16 protein-coding genes are annotated in these 16,984 nt (G+C 60.3%); 12 read left to right on the top strand and 4 right to left on the bottom strand.

The genetic code is table 11. From position 1 onward, the window contains the following. The first annotated feature begins 11 nt into the window (after positions 1 to 11). The 7 genes from BCF11_RS13230 to BCF11_RS13200 all read left to right on the top strand — a co-directional run bounded on the left by BCF11_RS13230 (position 12) and on the right by BCF11_RS13200 (position 7,588). Positions 12 to 794 carry an enoyl-CoA hydratase-related protein gene (locus BCF11_RS13230; protein WP_098495134.1) on the top strand — a complete coding sequence of 261 codons (783 nt, stop codon included), beginning with the start codon at positions 12 to 14 and terminating at the stop codon, positions 792 to 794. Positions 795 to 854: 60 nt separating this feature from the next. Continuing rightward, on the top strand, positions 855 to 1,760 hold the full coding sequence (locus tag BCF11_RS13225; RefSeq protein ID WP_098495133.1) for a 3-hydroxyacyl-CoA dehydrogenase: 906 nt from the start codon (positions 855 to 857) through the stop codon (positions 1,758 to 1,760). A 537-nt stretch (positions 1,761 to 2,297) separates the two neighbouring features. Further along, on the top strand, positions 2,298 to 3,152 hold the full coding sequence (locus tag BCF11_RS13220; RefSeq protein ID WP_098495132.1) for an AraC family transcriptional regulator: 855 nt from the start codon (positions 2,298 to 2,300) through the stop codon (positions 3,150 to 3,152). Positions 3,153 to 3,227: 75 nt separating this feature from the next. Beyond that, positions 3,228 to 3,740 (top strand): hypothetical protein, encoded by a 513-nt coding sequence (locus BCF11_RS13215; protein ID WP_098495131.1) that lies wholly within the window; start codon positions 3,228 to 3,230, stop codon positions 3,738 to 3,740. A gap of 163 nt (positions 3,741 to 3,903) precedes the next feature. Next, positions 3,904 to 5,133, top strand: a complete 1,230-nt coding sequence (locus tag BCF11_RS13210; protein ID WP_098495130.1) for a CaiB/BaiF CoA-transferase family protein — start codon at positions 3,904 to 3,906, stop codon at positions 5,131 to 5,133. 50 nt (positions 5,134 to 5,183) lie between these two features. Further along, complete coding sequence (locus BCF11_RS13205) at positions 5,184 to 6,395, top strand: acyl-CoA dehydrogenase family protein (RefSeq protein ID WP_098495129.1); 1,212 nt, start codon at positions 5,184 to 5,186, stop codon at positions 6,393 to 6,395. A gap of 158 nt (positions 6,396 to 6,553) precedes the next feature. Beyond that, positions 6,554 to 7,588 carry an AraC family transcriptional regulator gene (locus BCF11_RS13200; RefSeq protein ID WP_098495128.1) on the top strand — a complete coding sequence of 345 codons (1,035 nt, stop codon included), beginning with the start codon at positions 6,554 to 6,556 and terminating at the stop codon, positions 7,586 to 7,588. 491 nt (positions 7,589 to 8,079) lie between these two features. On the opposite strand, the gene BCF11_RS13195 is transcribed toward BCF11_RS13200, so the two are convergent. After that, positions 8,080 to 9,003 carry a LysR family transcriptional regulator gene (locus tag BCF11_RS13195; RefSeq protein ID WP_098495127.1) on the bottom strand — a complete coding sequence of 308 codons (924 nt, stop codon included), beginning with the start codon at positions 9,001 to 9,003 and terminating at the stop codon, positions 8,080 to 8,082. Between the two features lie 105 nt (positions 9,004 to 9,108). On the opposite strand from BCF11_RS13195, the gene BCF11_RS13190 reads away from it, so the two are divergent. From BCF11_RS13190 to BCF11_RS13175, 4 genes are all read left to right on the top strand, one after another. Continuing rightward, positions 9,109 to 9,864 (top strand): SDR family oxidoreductase, encoded by a 756-nt coding sequence (locus BCF11_RS13190; RefSeq protein WP_098495126.1) that lies wholly within the window; start codon positions 9,109 to 9,111, stop codon positions 9,862 to 9,864. A gap of 95 nt (positions 9,865 to 9,959) precedes the next feature. After that, positions 9,960 to 10,397 (top strand): DoxX family protein, encoded by a 438-nt coding sequence (locus BCF11_RS13185; RefSeq protein WP_199110857.1) that lies wholly within the window; start codon positions 9,960 to 9,962, stop codon positions 10,395 to 10,397. A gap of 58 nt (positions 10,398 to 10,455) precedes the next feature. Then, entirely contained in the window at positions 10,456 to 11,088 is a 633-nt protein-coding gene (locus tag BCF11_RS13180) for a glutathione S-transferase family protein (RefSeq protein ID WP_098497485.1), read from the top strand. Positions 11,089 to 11,204: 116 nt separating this feature from the next. Then, complete coding sequence (locus BCF11_RS13175; protein ID WP_098495125.1) at positions 11,205 to 11,570, top strand: nuclear transport factor 2 family protein; 366 nt, start codon at positions 11,205 to 11,207, stop codon at positions 11,568 to 11,570. A gap of 206 nt (positions 11,571 to 11,776) precedes the next feature. Here the strand turns inward: BCF11_RS13175 and ssb are convergent, their stop codons facing one another. Beyond that, the gene (gene ssb / locus BCF11_RS13170) at positions 11,777 to 12,274 is read right to left on the bottom strand and encodes a single-stranded DNA-binding protein (protein ID WP_098495124.1); all 498 of its coding nucleotides are present in this window, start codon (positions 12,272 to 12,274) and stop codon (positions 11,777 to 11,779) included. 55 nt (positions 12,275 to 12,329) lie between these two features. Further along, a complete protein-coding gene (locus tag BCF11_RS13165; protein ID WP_098497484.1) occupies positions 12,330 to 13,526 on the bottom strand; it encodes an MFS transporter in 1,197 nt (398 codons plus the stop codon). A 636-nt stretch (positions 13,527 to 14,162) separates the two neighbouring features. On the opposite strand from BCF11_RS13165, the gene BCF11_RS13160 reads away from it, so the two are divergent. Next, positions 14,163 to 16,088, top strand: coding sequence for a protease pro-enzyme activation domain-containing protein (locus BCF11_RS13160; RefSeq protein ID WP_098495123.1), 1,926 nt, complete (start codon positions 14,163 to 14,165; stop codon positions 16,086 to 16,088). 232 nt (positions 16,089 to 16,320) lie between these two features. Here the strand turns inward: BCF11_RS13160 and BCF11_RS13155 are convergent, their stop codons facing one another. Continuing rightward, positions 16,321 to 16,965, bottom strand: coding sequence for a CPBP family intramembrane glutamic endopeptidase (locus tag BCF11_RS13155; RefSeq protein ID WP_098495122.1), 645 nt, complete (start codon positions 16,963 to 16,965; stop codon positions 16,321 to 16,323). Positions 16,966 to 16,984: the final 19 nt, after the last annotated feature.

Raw genomic sequence — 16,984 nt, 5'->3', positions numbered from 1 at the left:
AGCCTTGTTCCATGCCGCACTATGACAACCTGCTCTACCGCACGGCCGGCAGCATCGCCTATATCTCGCTGAACCGCCCCACCGTGCTCAACGCACTCAACCAAGCCACCTTGGCCGAGATGCTAGCCGCCTTCGACGAGGCCGCCGCCGACGCCTCCGTGCAAGGCGTGATCCTGAGCGGCGAAGGCAAGGCCTTCGCGGCCGGCGCCGACATCGGTGAGCTGGCCGCGATCGGCGCCGTCGATGCCCAGCGCTTCACGCGCCAGGGGCAGCACGTGTTCGATCGCATCGAACGCCTCGGCAAGCCGGTAATTGCCGCCGTCAACGGCTACGCCTTCGGTGGCGGCTGCGAGCTGGCGATGGCTTGCACGCTGCGCATAGCGTCGGAGCGGGCCGCGTTCGGTCAGCCCGAAGTCAGGCTAGGCGTGCTACCCGGTTTCGGCGGCACACAGCGTCTGCCGCGCCTGGTCGGCGTCGGCCGCGCTCTGCAGATAATCCTGAGCGCCGCCACCATCGATGCCCAGGAAGCCTGCCGCATCGGCCTGGTCAACGAAGTCGTCGGGGCCGACGACCTGATTGCGCGCGCCGAAGTCATCCTGCAGCAAATCGGCGCCAATGCCCCACTGGCCGTGCGCCTGGCCACCGAGGCGGTGCTGCGCGGCATGGACACGGCGCTGAGCGACGGCCTGGCGTTCGAAAGCGCGCTATTCGCAGTCTGCGCCGCCTCCGACGACAAGCGCGAAGGCACGGCGGCCTTCCTCGCCAAGCGCGCGCCGCAGTTCAGCGGCCGCTGACAGCGCACCGCATCCTGAAGCGGCGGCACACCCACTCTCCCACTGAAAACGAGGATAACCATGAGTCATCTCCCTCCCGCCGGCGACGGCCTGCTGTATGTGCTCGACCTGAGCGGTGGCCGCATCCTGTCAGTCAGGCCCGACGGCAGCGACTGCAAGACCTTGCTGCGGAACTGCCGCCTTCCGGACGGCATCGCCATCGACACGGCCGCCGGCCACATCTACTGGACCGACATGGGCGTGCCCAACATGAACGACGGCGCCATCGAACGCATCGACCTCGACGGCGGCAACCGCTGCACCGTCATCCCACCCGGCATTACGTTCACGCCCAAGCAACTGCACCTGGACCAGCGCAACCGCAAGCTCTACTGGTGCGACCGAGAAGGGATGCGCGTCATGCGCGCCAATCTCGACGGCAGCGCCATCGAGACGCTGGTCCAGACCGGCGAGGGCGCGGCCGACCGTACCGACCAGGAGCGCTGGTGCGTCGGCATCACAGTGGACGCCGAGCGCGGCCACATCTACTGGTCGCAGAAAGGCCCGGACGACGGCGACCGCGGCCGCATCTTCCGCGCCAGCATCGACCTGCCGTCTGGCGAGCGGCCGACTGCCCGTAGCGACATCGAACTGCTATACGACGGCCTGCCGGAGCCGATCGACCTCGAGCTGGACCTGCGCCGCCAGCTGCTGTACTGGACCGACCGCGGCAGCCCGCCGCGCGGCAACACCGTCAACTGCGCGCCGATGGACGCCCCGGCGCACGGGTCGCGACCGGCACCGAAAATCCTGTTCACCCATCTGATGGAAGGGATAGGGATCGCGCTCGACCTCGACGGCGACCGCATGTTCATGACCGACCTCGGCGGCTCGGTCTACTCGGCCCGGCTCGACGGCTCGGATCGCAAGACGCTGCTGTACGCGCAGGGTAACCTGAGCGGGATCGCCTACGCGGAGGCGCGCTGAAGGTGCAGGGCACGCGCCGACGCAAGAGAATGCAAAGTTCGGAAAAAATCAACCTACCCCACTGCCAACGTCGCACATGACGGCGAAGTTGGCAGCGCTCGTCTTGACTGGCCCGGACTGAAGCCCGTTCCACGTCGCGTTTTATTCATCCAACACGCCGAGGCCTCGGCCCGGCATCGTCCGGCACGCGTTCAAGCGCTGGGCCAAGCAATCGCCACAGGCCTTCCGCCACGGCCTCAAATAAGTATAGCGCTGTGTGTTTGCGAGGTACTCCAGCGTCGCCCTCGTCACTGTCCTCTTTTGTCGCGCTAATTGTCCGAAACGGCACTCCCGGTCCGATGCGGCCAGTGCGAGAATCAGAACAACATCGATTGAATTACCCCCGGCAGGTCATCTCACCTCATAGGGATACACCATGCGTCAGTGTCTACCAACTCTACTGCTCACCGCCTGGCCGTGCCGTGTGGTTAGCGCTATCAGGCGGCCGGCGGCGGTGGCCCTGGCGGCCATTGCGGCCAACGGCGCCGGGGGCCTGCCATGATGCCGTGCGTGGCCGAACGCGCTTGCGCACAGCAAGAGATCCTCGAAGCACGCTGCAACGACATGCGCATCCGCAGCGGCAAGGGCTTGCGCGCCAGCGCGCGCGAGCGAATCCAGGACGACCACGAGATCACCGCACCCGGCATGCACGCGTCGGCCATTCTTACCTACCGCGATGCTCACGACGAGCTGCAGCAGATCAAGGTGTCGGACCGCCACGTCTGCATCGTCCCGGCCGGCCATGCCCTCAGCGCCGCATGGACTTCCGACGCCCAGATAACCAGCATAGCCGTCAAGCCGACCTTCTTGGCCGCGCTGGCTCAGGCCAACGGCTATCACGGCTACCAGATGGCGCCACAGTACGCCTCGGTCGACCCCTTCATGTGGCACATGGTGCGCTCGATCGAGCAGCAGATGCAGAGCCGGCGCGAGCTGGAGAAATCCTACATCGAGTCGGTTGCCATCGTCATTGGCCAGCACCTGCTGTGCACCTACACCGACACGCCGGCGCCGTCCGTGATCCTGGGTGGACTGCCGCGCTACAAAATCCGCCGCGCCGTCGACTATATCCGGGCCCACTATCAGGAAGACATCGGCTTCAAGGACATCGCCGACCAGCTCGATATGAGCCCTTATCACTTCGCTCGCATGTTCAAGCACTCGATGCAGGAATCGCCGCACCAATGCATCATGCGCTGCCGCATCGAATCGGCCAAAAGGATGCTGATCGAAAGCGACAAGAGCATTGCCGACATCGCCTTCGAAGTCGGCTACAAGAGCCAGAGCTATTTCACAACCCGCTTCGCGCTGCTGGCGGGCATGACGCCGGCTGCCTTCCGCGGCGCCCGCTAAGCGCCCGCTGCAGCTCCTGCTCCTGCTCAATCCATTCGTCCGCGCCCACCCCAATCAACATAATGAGATCGCAACATGGATATACCTTGGCCGCAACTCATAGGCGCGATGGCCGGTGGCCTGATAGGCGGTTTCGCCGGTTTCCTGACCAACAGCATCCAGCAACGCCTGCAATCGCGCCTGATCCGCAGTAACGTCGCCTGCGCGCTGCGCAGCGAAATCATTGCGCTCAGCACGCGCATCAGCGATGAATACCTGAACACTCTGCAGAACGAACTGCAGGTGCTGACCGAGCAGCGGCGCTACCCTAGCCACCGCTTCTCAGGACAGAGAGATTACGCCCAGGTGTATCGCTCGCTGGGCCAGCAGATCGGTTTCTTGCCCAATGAATTGGTGTGCGATCTGGTGTCCTGGTATATAAGCCTGACGGTGTATCAAGACAGTGCCCACGAATTACACGACCTGGCCACGCGCAAGGATCCGGAGCTGCTCAACTATGCGATCGAAGTGGCGAAACTGCAGCATGCTGACTTTTCCGGTCTGGTTCGCCAGTCCGGTCCGCTGATCAAGGGCCTGAACGCCTTTTAGCGCGCCCGCGCGCTCTGGCGCCGCATGATTGCGACATGCGCGCAGGAGAGCAAAAGACAGGCTGCTCGGCATGGGGGAGCATATGCCATCACGGTTGCTGCCGCGGCAGCCTCGTCGGGCAACTCCGCCCCCTACTTGATCGCCGAACCAGAAGAGGAAATCCATGACCGCCACGCCGCCAGCCAGTTTGTTTACCGGCCTCAAGGTCCTCGACCTGGCCAGCTTTATTGCCGGGCCAGCCGCCACCACCATCCTGTCCGACTTCGGCGCGGACGTGATCAAGGTCGAGCCGCCCGGTCTGGGCGATCCCTACCGCTATTTCTACATGACGCCGCCCAACCCCGCCTGCGAGAGCAACTACGCGTGGCAGCTCACCAACCGCAACAAACGCAGCATCGCGCTCGATCTGAAGTCGCCGGCCGCGCGTCGCGTGCTGCGCCGGCTGGTGAAGTGGGCCGATGTGCTGGTGACGAACTTTCCGCCCAAGGTGCGCAAGTCGCTCGGCCTGACATACGAGGAGCTGGCTCCGCTCAACGATCGCCTGATCTATGCCGACATCACCGGTTACGGCCTGGACGGTCCGGAAGCGGACAAGCCGGGCTTTGACGTCACCGCTTACTGGGCGCGCACCGGGCTGATGGACGTGACCCACGACGCTGACAGTCCGCCGACACTGCCCATCCCCGGCATCGGTGACCACGCGACGGCCGTGACGCTGTACTCGGCCATCGTCACCGGGCTATACCGGCGCACGCTGACCGGCAAGGGCGGTCATGTAACGACGTCGCTGATCGCCGAAGGCGCATGGGCGGCGGCGACCTGGATCGAGGGCGCGCTGCACGGCGCCAAGTTCGTCGAGCAACACGACCGCAAGCGCCCGGCTAACGCCTTGCTCAACCCCTACCGCAGCTCTGACAACCGCTGGCTGTTGCTGGTGGCAGCGCAGGAAAAGGACTGGCCGGGTTTCGTGCAGGCGCTGAGCCTGCCGCAGCTGTCGGACGATCCGCGCTTTGCCACCAAGCAGCTGCGGGTGCAGCACGCCGCCGACCTGGTGGCGCTGCTCGATCCGGTCTTCGCCAGTCAGCCGCTGGCGCACTGGCGCACTGTGCTCGATCAGGGTCGCGTCATTTTCGGGGTGGTTCAAACCTTCGACGAAATCGTGCGCGATCCGCAGATGATCGCCAACGACATCCTGGTGCCGCTGGAAGGACCATACGGCGAGGCCTCGCACACCGTCAACAGTCCGATGCGGCTGGCGGACGTGCCGAAGGTGACGCCACGCCTGGCGCCGGAACTGGGTCAGCACAGCATCGAAGTCTTGCAGGAGCTAGCCTTCAGCGCGGCCGAAATCGCCGAGCTGAAATCGTCCGGCGCCGTCGCGGCCAAGTCTTGACGACCTCGCCGCAACCCGCCCTTTACCATTCTTTTGATACGGATCCCGCCATGTCATCGAACGACCAAGCCCAGCGCTCACCCAAATCCCTGCCGCCGGCCAACGGCGACTTTTACTCCGTCAGCCAGACCCTGAACGACGACGACAACGCCATCCGCCTGAAGGTCCGCGCCTTCATGGAACGAGAGGTAGAGCCGATCATCAACGACTACTGGGCCAGGGATGCATTCCCGTTCGAGCTGCTGCCGAAAATGCAAAAGCTGGGCATCGGCGGCCTGCCTTACCAGGGTTACGGCTGTCCCGGCAAAAGCATGATGCTTATGGGCTTCGTCATGATGGAGATGGCGCGCGTCGACGCCTCCATCTCGACCTTCTTCGGCGTGCACACGGGACTGGCGATGGGATCGATCTTCCTGTGCGGATCGGAAGAACAAAAAACCAAATGGCTGCCGCCGATGGCCGCGCTCGAAAAGATCGGCTCGTTTGGACTGACCGAACCGGAAACCGGCTCGGGCACCGCCGGTGGGCTGCAAACGACGGCCAAGCGCGATGGCGACAGCTGGATCCTGAACGGCCAGAAAAAATGGATAGGCAACGCGACCTGGGGCCAGTTGACCATTATCTGGGCCCGCGATGTCGATGACGGTCAGGTCAAGGGTTTCATCGTAGAAAACGACACGGCCGGATTTACGGTGGAAAAGATCGTCACCAAGATGGCGCTGCGCGTGGTGCAGAACGGATTGATCACGCTGCGCGATTGCCGCGTCCCGGACGCCCAGCACCTGCAAGGTGCAAACTCGTTCAAGGATACCGCCAGCGTGCTGCGCATGAGTCGCGCGGCCGTGGCCTGGGAGTCGGTGGGCTGCGCCACCGGGGCCTACGAGCACGCACTGCGCTACGCCCAGAAGCGCGAGCAGTTCGGCAAGCCTATCGCGTCGTTCCAGCTGATCCAGGATTTATTGTTCCGCATGCTGGGCAACATCACGTCGACGCAGGCGCTGTGCCTGCGCCTGTCGCAGCTGCAGGAGCAAGGCATCATGAAGGACGAGCACGCGTCGCTGGCCAAAGGCATCTGCACGGTGCGCATGCGCGAGACGGTCGGCTGGGCGCGCGAATTGCTGGGCGCCAATGGCATCTTGCTCGAACATCATATCGGCCGTTTCGTCGCCGACGCCGAGGCGTTGTATTCCTACGAGGGTACGCGCGAGATGAACAGCCTGATCGTAGGCAAGGCCGTCACCGGCTTCAGCGCCTTCGTCTGACCCGGCGCGGAACCGTTGCCGGCGGATCTCTTTGCCCCATCTGCCTGCAAGCGCCGGGAGCGTATATGATAGCCGTCAACAGTCATGATTGAGCTATCCAGGAAGCGCGGACAGCGGTTCCGCATTCTACGGCCGGCACCGAAGACAGGAGAACAGGCGTGGCGGAAGTCAAATACATCGGCTCGACAGAGCGCATCTATCCGGTCTATAAGCTGATTCCGCTGACGGCGCATCTGGCCGCCAACGACATCACGGTCGAGCAGGCACTGGCCGGCTCCGGCATTACGACAGCCGACTTGAACAATCCTTATTCCTTCATTTCGCGGCAACAGGTCACCACTGTGTTCGATAATTTCCTGCGCCTGACGCCAAGCCGGACCAGCCCGCTGGAACTGGGCGCATCCTTCCACCTCACCGACTACGGCTTTTACGGCTACGCCCTGCTCAGCAGCGCCACCGTGCGCGACGCTGTCAATTTCGGGCTCACCTACCGGGAGCTGGCCACGCCCATCGTTGACCTCGAACTCGACGAAGCGGGCGACGATGCCGTCTGGATCATCCGCGCCCTGCCTGACTTTACGCTGCACGAAGCGATGGAACGCTTCGTGCAGGAATACCAGAGCGGCATCCTGCTGTCGCTGCACAAAAGCGTATCGGGCAACGCCTTCCGGCTGAGCTCGGCCAGTTTCGCGTTCAGCGCGCCGGCCGGGGCCGCCCATTATCACAGCGTGTTGAACTGTCCTATCGAGTTCGATGCTGCAAGCACCGAGCTACGCTTCGACAAGGCCTGGTTGGAGCAGCGTCCGCTGGGCTCCCACGCCGTCACATTTCAGCTGGTGCAGGACACCTGCCACGACATGCTGGATCGCATCGACGGCGGGCGCGGCGTCGTCGGCAAGATTTACCGGCATTTGCTGAGCCAGTCGGGTCAATTCGCTTCGCTGGAAGAAATGGCGGTCCGGCTCGGCCTGCATTCGCGCACGCTGCGGCGCAAGATCATCAGCGAAGGATCGACGTATCAGAAAATCGTCGATGAGGTGAAGTTCAAGCTGGCATCGACCTATCTGACGCGCACCGAGATGACCCATGAATCGATTTCGGAGCGGCTTGGCTTCAGCGACGCCTCAAGCTTCCGCCGCGCCTTCAAGCGCTGGGCGCAGGTGTCGCCCAATGAATTCAGGAAGCGGCCGTAGCGCGACATCTGATCAAGCCAGCAAGCATTCATGCACGCAATCCAGTATCTACGCATCATGGCTCCGGTATTGGATTCCGCTGTGCTCTTTACCGTGTCGCCCTAGCCATGTTCGAAAGGACGGATCGCAAAGAGGACGTACAGCTGTTTCATGGGGAGTCGACACAGTCGCACCAACTCATCTATCTCCCCCGAAGCCAAGTACGTTCCCCCTCGCGCAGCCCCTGGTTAAGGCCGATATGCCGCAGTTCCAAAAAGATATACAAGACCATCACGGCTCTTAAGGCCGCTTCGATGGAATTGCTGGCTTGATTCTCGAAGCGAAGTTTGCTTACCGCGTAAACGGTGGGATCGAACAGCGGTTCGCCAACAGCGCGGTCTACCAACACAGGAAGACGCTCAACGCAATATCGAAAACAATGGCGCTGGCTCGTCGGGGCGGCACTTCCTCACTGGCCGTCCAGGTTTGACCTACGGGGGGCTCGCCTGTCTTCACTTCGAATCAGCACGCCATTCCGCATCGGTAAGTTTCGAGATGAAAAAATCCGCAAGCGCCCTGACTTTTGCCGTTCGAGCCTTGTTGGAGGGAGTAACAAAATACAAGCCACCTTCCGGCAATCGCCAATCGGTCATGATGGCCTCGAGCTGATTCTCTCTCAGGAACGGTGCAGCTGCAAACTCAGGCAGTTCGGTGACGGCAATCCCGGCAAGAACCACAGGCACTAGGGCTTCCAAGCTTGTTCCTCGCAACATCCCGGTCGGGGTGATCGCACATTCCTCGCCAGTTTTTATGTTGGTGAAGCGCCAGACATCTTGCTTGCCCCTGGTCGTGTACGAAAGGCATTGGTGCGCACCGAGGTCGCGGGGATGCTGGGGATAACCGTAACGAGACAGATAAGCTGGAGCAGCGACGACAAATCGGCGAACGGGCGCAATCAATCGTGCTACCAGCGACGAATCCTCCATGATCGCGATGCGCAGAGCCGCGTCAAATCCTTCGCCAATCAAATCGGCACGGGAGTCTCCGAGATGCAGCTCGACAGAAATATCTGGATAGAGCTTGAAAAACTCGGGTAGCAGCGGTGCGACCCAGCGCGATCCGAACGATAGGGGAGCCGCCAGCTTGACAAGGCCTCTGGGCCGACTCGATGCCTCCCGTGCAAATTCTTCCGCCTCCGCCGCGACAGCGAACATTTTTTCCGCTCGTTCTGCCAGCGAATGGCCGTAGTCGGTCAGCGAAAGACGCCGCGAAGTGCGATTGAAAAGTCGGCCCCCCAAGCGTTCCTCAAGGCGTGTAACAGCCCGGGACACCGTGGCAACCGAAACTCCCATTGCAGCCGCAGCCGCGGCGAAGGAGCCTTCCTCGGCGACTTTGGCAAACATAGCAAGACCTTCAAAATCCGGTAGTTTTGACATCTACAAATTTGCAACGATAGTTTTCAATTGTTGCTATTTTAAAAAACTCCATGATGCCATAAATTGGTCATGTAGCACCACACCACCCCAATCAAGGAGAAATTCATGTCACGCAAGCTGGAAGGAAAAATTGCCGTTGTCACCGGCGGCACCTCAGGAATCGGTTTGGCCACGGCCAAGCGTTTCGCAACGGAAGGCGCACAGGTTTTCATTACCGGCCGCCGCAAAACAGAACTCGACAAGGCAGTTGCAGCGATCGGGTTGAAGGCCACTGGCATCCAAGCGGATTCCGGCAATTTGAACGATCTCAATCACCTCTACGAGAGCATCAAGGGTCAAGCCGGTCACATCGACGTGCTATTCGTCAACGCCGGCGGCGGCTCCATGCTGCCCCTGGGTTCGATTACCGAAGAACAATACGACGACACGTTCAACCGCAACGTGAAGGGTGTGCTGTTCACTGTTCAGAAGGCACTGCCGCTGCTGGTCGATGGCGCATCGGTGATTCTCACCAGCTCCAACGTCAGCATCAAGGGCACGCCGGCATTCAGCGTCTACAGCGCCTCGAAGGCGGCGGTGCGCAATTTGGCCCGCAGCTGGACCCTCGACCTCAAGTCGCGCGGCATTCGCGTCAACGTCATCAGCCCCGGCCCGATCAAGACGCCCGGCCTGGTCGACCTTGCCGGTCCTGACGCAGCACAACAACAAGGTTTGCTCGACTACATGGCGACGACAGTTCCGCTCGGACGCGTAGGCGACCCCGAAGAAGTGGCAAGCGTCGCAGCCTTTCTTGCCTCGTCCGAATCGAGCTACATCGCCGGTACGGAGATCTTCGTCGACGGCGGGCAAGCACAGGTTTAACAAGGCCCCGGGTGGCCGGCCTCTAGTTGGAGCAGGCCACCTGACACATCATTTTTTGAACATCACCGCAAAAATTTAACCTCAAAGGAAAAATCATGAACACTCAAGTTAACGCAAAGGCAGAAGGCTTTGCTCTGTCCAATCCCAGTGCCCTCAACGGTATCGTTCCGGCTATCGGACGCCTGATGATCAGCACCATCTTCATTCTGTCAGGGCTGTCGAAGATTGCAGCCCCGGCGATGACCATCGGCTACATACAATCGGTCGGCTTGCCTCTCCCGGCGATCGCGTTAGGCGTTGCCGCGTTCATCGAAATCGTCGGTGGCATCACGTTACTGCTCGGCTACAAAACTCGCATCGTCGCCGGCGTCATGTTCTTGTTCACGCTTGCGACCGCCGTGTTCTTCCACAACCATCTCGCCGACCAGAACCAATTCATCCACTTCTTCAAGAATATCGCGATGGCCGGTGGCTTGTTGCACGTGATTGCCCTTGGCGGTGGCCGCATCAGCCTGGATGGCCGTCGGTCGTGAAGCATTTGCAATCGGCGCGCCATACCTGCCATTGCCCACCCAACTTAAGGAGATTGCCATGATTGAAGTTTTTGCATTCGCGACGCCAAATAGCGTCAAAGTCCCCATCGCGCTGGAAGAAATGGGACTCGACTATCGACTGGTTCCGGTCAACCTGCGCCAAGGCGAGCAGAAAACCGATGCGTTCAAGGAGATGAATCTCAACGCAAAGGTCCCCGTACTGGTGGACCGCATCCCCATGTCCGGGGACGACAAGGTGGTACTCAGCGAGTCCGCCGCGATCCTCGTCTACCTCGCGGAGAAGAGCGGGCAACTTTTGCCAACCGAAGGAGCCCGCCGCGGAAAGGTGTTCGAACAGCTTTTCTTTCACGCTTCCGGCTTGAGCCCGGCTTTCCTGCAGGCCTTCCTGGTCTCCATCCAGTCGGCACCCAAAGCTGAAGCCAAGGAACGAGCCCTTGCGGAAGTCGACCGGGTGCTCGGTGTGCTTGATCGCGTACTGGAACATCACAAGTACGTTGCCGGCAACGAATACACCATCGCGGACATCGCCCATTTCGGTTGGATTTGGCGCCATCAGGCAATCGGCGCCTCGCTCGAAAAATTTCCGAGCGTGAAGCGTTGGTATGGCCACGTGTCGACTCGCTCAGCCGTGGTCGCCGCAATTGCCAAGACCCTGGCGCTTGCCCAGTAACACGGTGGCGTGATTCACATCGTCCAGACATACCTGTGTCAGGACATGAGCAGAAACGAAATTTTCACACTTTGCGACCAGAAGTGGTCCACAACTTAATTTGAAGGAGAAGTATCATGACAGACCGTATCAGCGAACTGCTGTTTCGCAACCTCCAAGAAGTCTTCGGCGAAGGCGATGCAACGCGCCGTCGCGCAGCGATCGAAGAGCTTTACACCGAAGACTGCATGGTCTACACCCCGATGGGCGCCATTGCCGGGCAGGACGCGCTCGACAAGTTCTCTGGCGACCTGCGCGCGACGCATCCGCATTTCGTCTACACACCGCACAGCAAACCGCAAATTCTCGGCAACGCCGCGCGCATCGCCTGGGGTTCCGGCCCGCGCGGCGAAGCCCCGGACTACACGGGCTGGGATGTCGTCATCGTTCGCGATGAAAAAATCGCTGCGCTCTACGTCTTTCTCGATACCGCTCCCACGTAATTTTCTGCGGACGGTACACGCATTGATCATTAATGAGCAGGGTAGCCATTACACAACAATAACTACCAAGGCATTACTTTACAAAACCAGTGTGGTTCCTGCCAGGTAAAATTTCGGGCAATAAAAAAACCGGAAAATCCGCATGTAAGGTATTGATTACATGCAAACTTTCCGGCTTTTGTTTACAACTGAATTAATGGTTCCGGTTAGAACGGAATATCGTCATCCATATCCGAGAAATTCGGCGCCGGACGCGAAGCAGGCGCCGGACGGGAAGCTGCCGCTGCCGGTGCGCTGCCGGTGTTCTGGCGTGCCGGCGGCGCGCTGCTGTAGCCGCCGTCATCCATAGGCGCACTGCCGCCCTGGCCTTGGCGGCTGCCGAGCATCTGCATGGTGTCGGCGATGATTTCAGTGGTGTAGCGCTCGGCGCCGTCCTTGTCTTGCCATTTGCGGGTCTGCAGGCGGCCTTCGACATAGATCTGCGAACCCTTCTTCAGGTACTGGCCGGCGATTTCCGCCAGCTTGCGGTAGAAGGTGATGCGGTGCCACTCGGTTAATTCTTTTTTCTCGCCGCTGTTCTTGTCTTTCCAGCTTTCCGTGGTGGCAACGGCAATGTTGGTGACTGCTTCGCCGTTTGGCATGTAGCGCGTTTCCGGGTCGCGGCCGAGATTGCCGACGATGATGACTTTATTGACCGATGCCATGATTCTCTCCTGATTACGAATATCTTGATAAATGCGTTGAACAATGCCTTGAAATCTATGCTGCCGCTGAAACGGCCGCCTGGCTGCGGCGTGGCAAATTTTTCATGCTGGATGCGATTATAAGCCAGCACAGGGTCGCTACCCCTCCTAAAATGAACACCGAAGGCGCTCCTGCATGCTGTTTAAGCAATCCGCCTATGGCGCCGCCGGCGAACAGGCCCAGCGCCTGCATGGTGTTATAGACGCCGAGGGCGGCGCCTTTGGCGGCCGGCGGCGCGATGCGCGACACCAGCGACGGCTGGCTGGCCTCCAGCACGTTGAAGGCGATGAAAAAGCCCAACAGCAGCACAACCAGCCACTGCCAGCGAATAGTTTCCATCGAGAATGTCGCCAGCAAGCCGAGTTGCACTATGAACAACAAGGCCACCGCCGCCACCATCACTTGTTTCATCTTGCCCTGCTTCTCGCCGGCAAACACCGGCGGCAGCATCAGGACAAAAGACGCCAGCACCACCGGCAGATAGATTTTCCAGTGCGAAGCGACCGGCAGGTCGGCGTATTTGACCAGCGCCGCCGGCATCACCACGAACATCGCCATCTGCGTCATGTGCAGCGCGAATACGCCATAGTTGAGGCGCATCAGTTCGCCGTTGCGCAGGATTTCCGACCAGGCCACACGCTTAGCCTTGACCAGCGGCACGCTCGGCACCAGCCACAGCACCACGACTATGGCCGCCAATGACAGCACGCCGGTCATGGCGAAGATGCCGCCCATGCCTATCCATTCATACAGCAGCGGCGAAATGATCAGCGACAAGGCGAAAGTCAGGCCGATCGAACCGCCCACCATGGCCATGGCCTTAGTGCGGTGCTCTTCACGGGTGGAATCGGCGATGAAGGCGGTCACCGCAGCCGAGATCGCACCGGCGCCCTGTATCGCGCGGCCGATGATGACCCAGTAGATATCGCCGGCGGCGGCGGCAATGAAAGATCCCAGCGCAAACAAGATCAGGCCGATGACGATGATTTTCTTACGGCCGTATTTATCCGAGGCGACGCCGAACGGGATTTGTCCGAACGACTGCGCCAGGCCGTAGATCCCCATCGCCAGGCCGACCAGCGCAGCGCTGTCGCCGCCGGGCAGAGTCTTGGCGTGCACCGAAAAGACCGGCAGGATCAGGAACAGGCCGAGCATGCGCAAGGCAAAGATCGAGGCCAGCGAGGCGCTCGCCTTGACTTCGGCGCGGCTCATGCCGCTGCTGACGTCGCTGTCGGGAAGGGAGGACGGATTATTCATGTTGAGCAATTACCAGAGGACGGCGCTGAGGCGGCGCCAGGACGAAGATCCAAACCCAATATAGTAGCAGGGAATGGAATGGCCACGATCCGCCGGGATTGCCGGATCGCTGATTGCGCCATGCAGCTTGATGTTTTGCTACGGACCTTGGGGCGGCAAAACACGGCCTCCGCCGGCAATAAAACCGGCGCTAACATTTGCTTACAAATATTAGACAGATCGGTTCAAATATTTCCCAAAAGCATGACCCCTTTTTCCATCTCGATTGGCATAACAAGTAAGACTCCATAAGAGCCGCGACGGTGTTGTTCATCCTCAAGAGGGAAATCCCATGATTTTCACGCAACGATGCATCTCCATATTCTTGCCATCGCCATCAGCGCGCGGCCAGCGTCGCCCTGCGGCAGCACCTCCCCCTTTCCGGCACAGGCAGCGTTGACGCTGCCGCCGACCCCTTAACGGACTGACGTCCGTTATCTCCTGCATCGCCGCCGGCGATGCAGACTCCAGCGCCGGATCAACCTGTGCAAGGCGGATTGCCTTGCAGGGCTGCGGCATCACTTATCGGTTCTACTCAAGAGGAATAAGCGTATGAAATCGGAAACAGCAGCGGAAACAGCAGCGAAAAAAACAGCAGCAAGCTTTGCGATTCCCCGTGCTTCGGCATTGTCATTAGCGCTGTCACTGGCGTTTGCATCCTTGTCCGGCCTTGCCCACGCCGCCGCCGACGATACCTGGGTCGCCACCAAGACCAAGGCGTTCCTGCCGCAAGTACAGGCGAAACAGAAAAGCACGGCAGTCGACGCCGGCATGCAGACACCGGCAGAAGCCGCGGTACAAATGGCGCAAGGCGAACCGGTGCGTGTCACCCTGAGCCTAAACCTGCGCAACGAAGCCAAGCTCGATCAATTCCTGAAGGACCTGCATACGCCAGGCAGCGCGGCTCACCGCAAGTTCCTGACGCCGGCCCAGTTCAAAGCTGAATATGCGCCTACGGAAAAAGATGCGGCGACAGTAGTGGCGCACTTGCGCAAGGCCGGCTTTGTGAATATCAAAGTCTCGCCGAATCGCCAGCTGGTGTCAGCCTCAGGCACCGCAGCTACCGTGCAAGCCGGTTTCCATACTTCGCTGAAACGCTTCCAGCAAGAGGGCCGCCCGGTGTTCGCCAATACCGACGCCGCCCAAGTGCCGGCAGCCCTGGGCCATATCGTCGGCTCGGTGCTCGGCCTGCAGAACGTCGAGCTGGCCCATACCAACTTTGTCAGGCAGTCGCAGACACAAGCCGGCGCTGCAATGCAAGCCAAGGCCCGCACCAACGCCACGCCAGTGGCGACTTCGCACAGCCCGGCGGAATTCCCTGGCATCTATAACGCAGGCAGCACGCCGACCGCCTCGAACACCACCGTCGCCATCATTTCCGAAGGCGACCTGACGCAGACTATCTCTGACCTGAACACCTTCACCGACAGCAATAATTTTGCCGCCATCAACACCAACGTGGTGCAAACCGGCGCCGACGGCAGCGACTACAGCGACACCTCCGGCATGGTCGAGTGGAACCTGGACAGCCAGACCATTGCCGGCACTACCGGCGGCGCGGTGCAACAGCTGATTTTCTACGCGTCGCCAGACATGCAGTTCAGCAGCATCACCGCTTCCTACAACCAGGCTGTGTCCGACAACCTGGCCAAGGTCATCAACGTCTCGCTGGGTGCTTGCGAAGCAGCAGCCAACAGCGACGGCACCCAAGCAGCCGACGACAACATTTTCAAGCAGGCAGTTGCGCAAGGCCAGACCTTCTCCGTATCGACCGGCGATGCCGGCGCCTATAACTGCCAGGTCAGTTCGATTTCCGGTTCGCCTGGCGTGCCGAAAAACAAATCGACCTATGACGTCAGCGAACCGGCCAGCTCGCCTTACGTGATTGCCGTCGGCGGCACCACCCTGTACACCAACGCCGGCTCCTACAGCAGCGAAACCGTGTGGAATGAAGGCTTGCGGACGATCGGCCAGTACGACGCTGCCGGCGATGTCGACAACACCAAGCGCATCTGGGCCACCGGCGGCGGCTACAGCAAATTCGAAGCGGCACCGAGCTACCAGTCCGGCGTGATTGCAGCAGGCAAGACTACCCGCGGCTTGCCGGACATCGCCTTCGACGCCGCCAGCGCCAGCGGCGCCAACCTGGTCATCAACGGCAGCACCACCGACCAGAACGGCTACCTCAACACGGTTGGCGGCACCAGCCTGGCGGCGCCGATCTTCACCGGCGTGTGGGCGCGCCTGCAATCGGCCAATTCCAACGGCCTGGGCTTCCCTGCCGCCAGCTTCTACAAGTACTTCCCGCTGGCAGCCAACGCCTCGCTGTTGCATGACGTGACTTCCGGCACCAACGGCTACAGCAGCTCCTACGGCTACAAGGCTGGCAAGGGCTGGGATGCAGTGACCGGCTTCGGCAGCCTGAACATCGGCAACCTGAATGCCTTCGTTGCCAACACCGCGGATTTCGCGCGTTGATCGTCCGTCGTTTTAGCTAGTGTGTTGTACAGCGCCGCCGCAGCTCCGTATGAGCCGTGGCGGCTCTGGCATCCGCAGCCATGTCCTACGCGTCGGGTTTTTGCAAAGATTGAAATCAGGATGGTCTCGACGGCTGGATGCAAGCGCCAGGGTAGCGAGAAGGTCTTGATATTAGGGCGTGCGCGTGCGCAATCTGGCAGAAACAGGCAACACGGGGCAGCACGATTTGACTTCAAAGAAACGCAGCAGCGTCGACCATAAAATGTGCAATGACATTCAAGCAAAGGTTTCTTTTCCACAGATACAAGAGGGTGAATGCAATACCGCCGAACCCCGCAACAAGAATATGCGACCAACCCCATGGGCCAACGTGGGCCAAAGTAAAAACGATGCAAGTAATAATTGCTGCCGCCATCTTGCTTTTCGTAAGCTCCTGAATGCGTTCAATTGCGTATCCGCGAAATAGCATTTCCTCGGAAGCCGCCGCCCTGACAACAGAAATTACCCTCCACCAGAATGGAGTATTGCTTATTTGCGACACGTTCTCCCCATTAAGCTGCAGCCCGAGCGCAGGCAAGCCAATATTAATGATAGCTATCAGCCCAGCCAGCGTAACAATCCCAAAAACAACGGCGGTCGGTAAATCTGTCCATTTTGGCGCGCGCAATCCAATCGAAGCGAGCGGCCTCTTCTCGACAAAGTGTACATATGCCAAAACCAGAAAAACAATTCCCCACCAGATCAACTCGTGAAAAATCAAATGGGTCACGCTTTGAAATTCGTCCACCCATTTTGCATAAGGCAGGCTTGCGGCAATCAGCACCAGCAATACTCCTGCCATGGATACGGCTGCGCGCCGTGATTCTAAAATGCTCATCGCCAGTTCCCCTGTATTT

This window comes from Collimonas sp. PA-H2 (assembly GCF_002564105.1).
In the GTDB taxonomy this organism is placed as follows: Bacteria; Pseudomonadota; Gammaproteobacteria; order Burkholderiales; family Burkholderiaceae_D; genus Collimonas.
This window is presented reverse-complemented; position numbering and strand designations above follow the sequence as displayed.

Coding starts and splice junctions, on each gene's coding strand:
- BCF11_RS13225 (WP_098495133.1), top strand. CDS start 855: ATGAGTCATCTCCCTCCCGCCGGCGACGGCCTGCTGTATGTGCTCGAC.
- BCF11_RS13205 (WP_098495129.1), top strand. CDS start 5,184: ATGTCATCGAACGACCAAGCCCAGCGCTCACCCAAATCCCTGCCGCCG.
- BCF11_RS13215 (WP_098495131.1), top strand. CDS start 3,228: ATGGATATACCTTGGCCGCAACTCATAGGCGCGATGGCCGGTGGCCTG.
- BCF11_RS13220 (WP_098495132.1), top strand. CDS start 2,298: ATGATGCCGTGCGTGGCCGAACGCGCTTGCGCACAGCAAGAGATCCTC.
- BCF11_RS13155 (WP_098495122.1), bottom strand. CDS start 16,965: ATGAGCATTTTAGAATCACGGCGCGCAGCCGTATCCATGGCAGGAGTA.
- BCF11_RS13165 (WP_098497484.1), bottom strand. CDS start 13,526: ATGAGCCGCGCCGAAGTCAAGGCGAGCGCCTCGCTGGCCTCGATCTTT.
- BCF11_RS13195 (WP_098495127.1), bottom strand. CDS start 9,003: ATGTCAAAACTACCGGATTTTGAAGGTCTTGCTATGTTTGCCAAAGTC.
- BCF11_RS13185 (WP_199110857.1), top strand. CDS start 9,960: ATGAACACTCAAGTTAACGCAAAGGCAGAAGGCTTTGCTCTGTCCAAT.
- BCF11_RS13160 (WP_098495123.1), top strand. CDS start 14,163: ATGAAATCGGAAACAGCAGCGGAAACAGCAGCGAAAAAAACAGCAGCA.
- BCF11_RS13180 (WP_098497485.1), top strand. CDS start 10,456: ATGATTGAAGTTTTTGCATTCGCGACGCCAAATAGCGTCAAAGTCCCC.
- BCF11_RS13230 (WP_098495134.1), top strand. CDS start 12: ATGCCGCACTATGACAACCTGCTCTACCGCACGGCCGGCAGCATCGCC.
- BCF11_RS13175 (WP_098495125.1), top strand. CDS start 11,205: ATGACAGACCGTATCAGCGAACTGCTGTTTCGCAACCTCCAAGAAGTC.
- BCF11_RS13190 (WP_098495126.1), top strand. CDS start 9,109: ATGTCACGCAAGCTGGAAGGAAAAATTGCCGTTGTCACCGGCGGCACC.
- BCF11_RS13210 (WP_098495130.1), top strand. CDS start 3,904: ATGACCGCCACGCCGCCAGCCAGTTTGTTTACCGGCCTCAAGGTCCTC.
- ssb (WP_098495124.1), bottom strand. CDS start 12,274: ATGGCATCGGTCAATAAAGTCATCATCGTCGGCAATCTCGGCCGCGAC.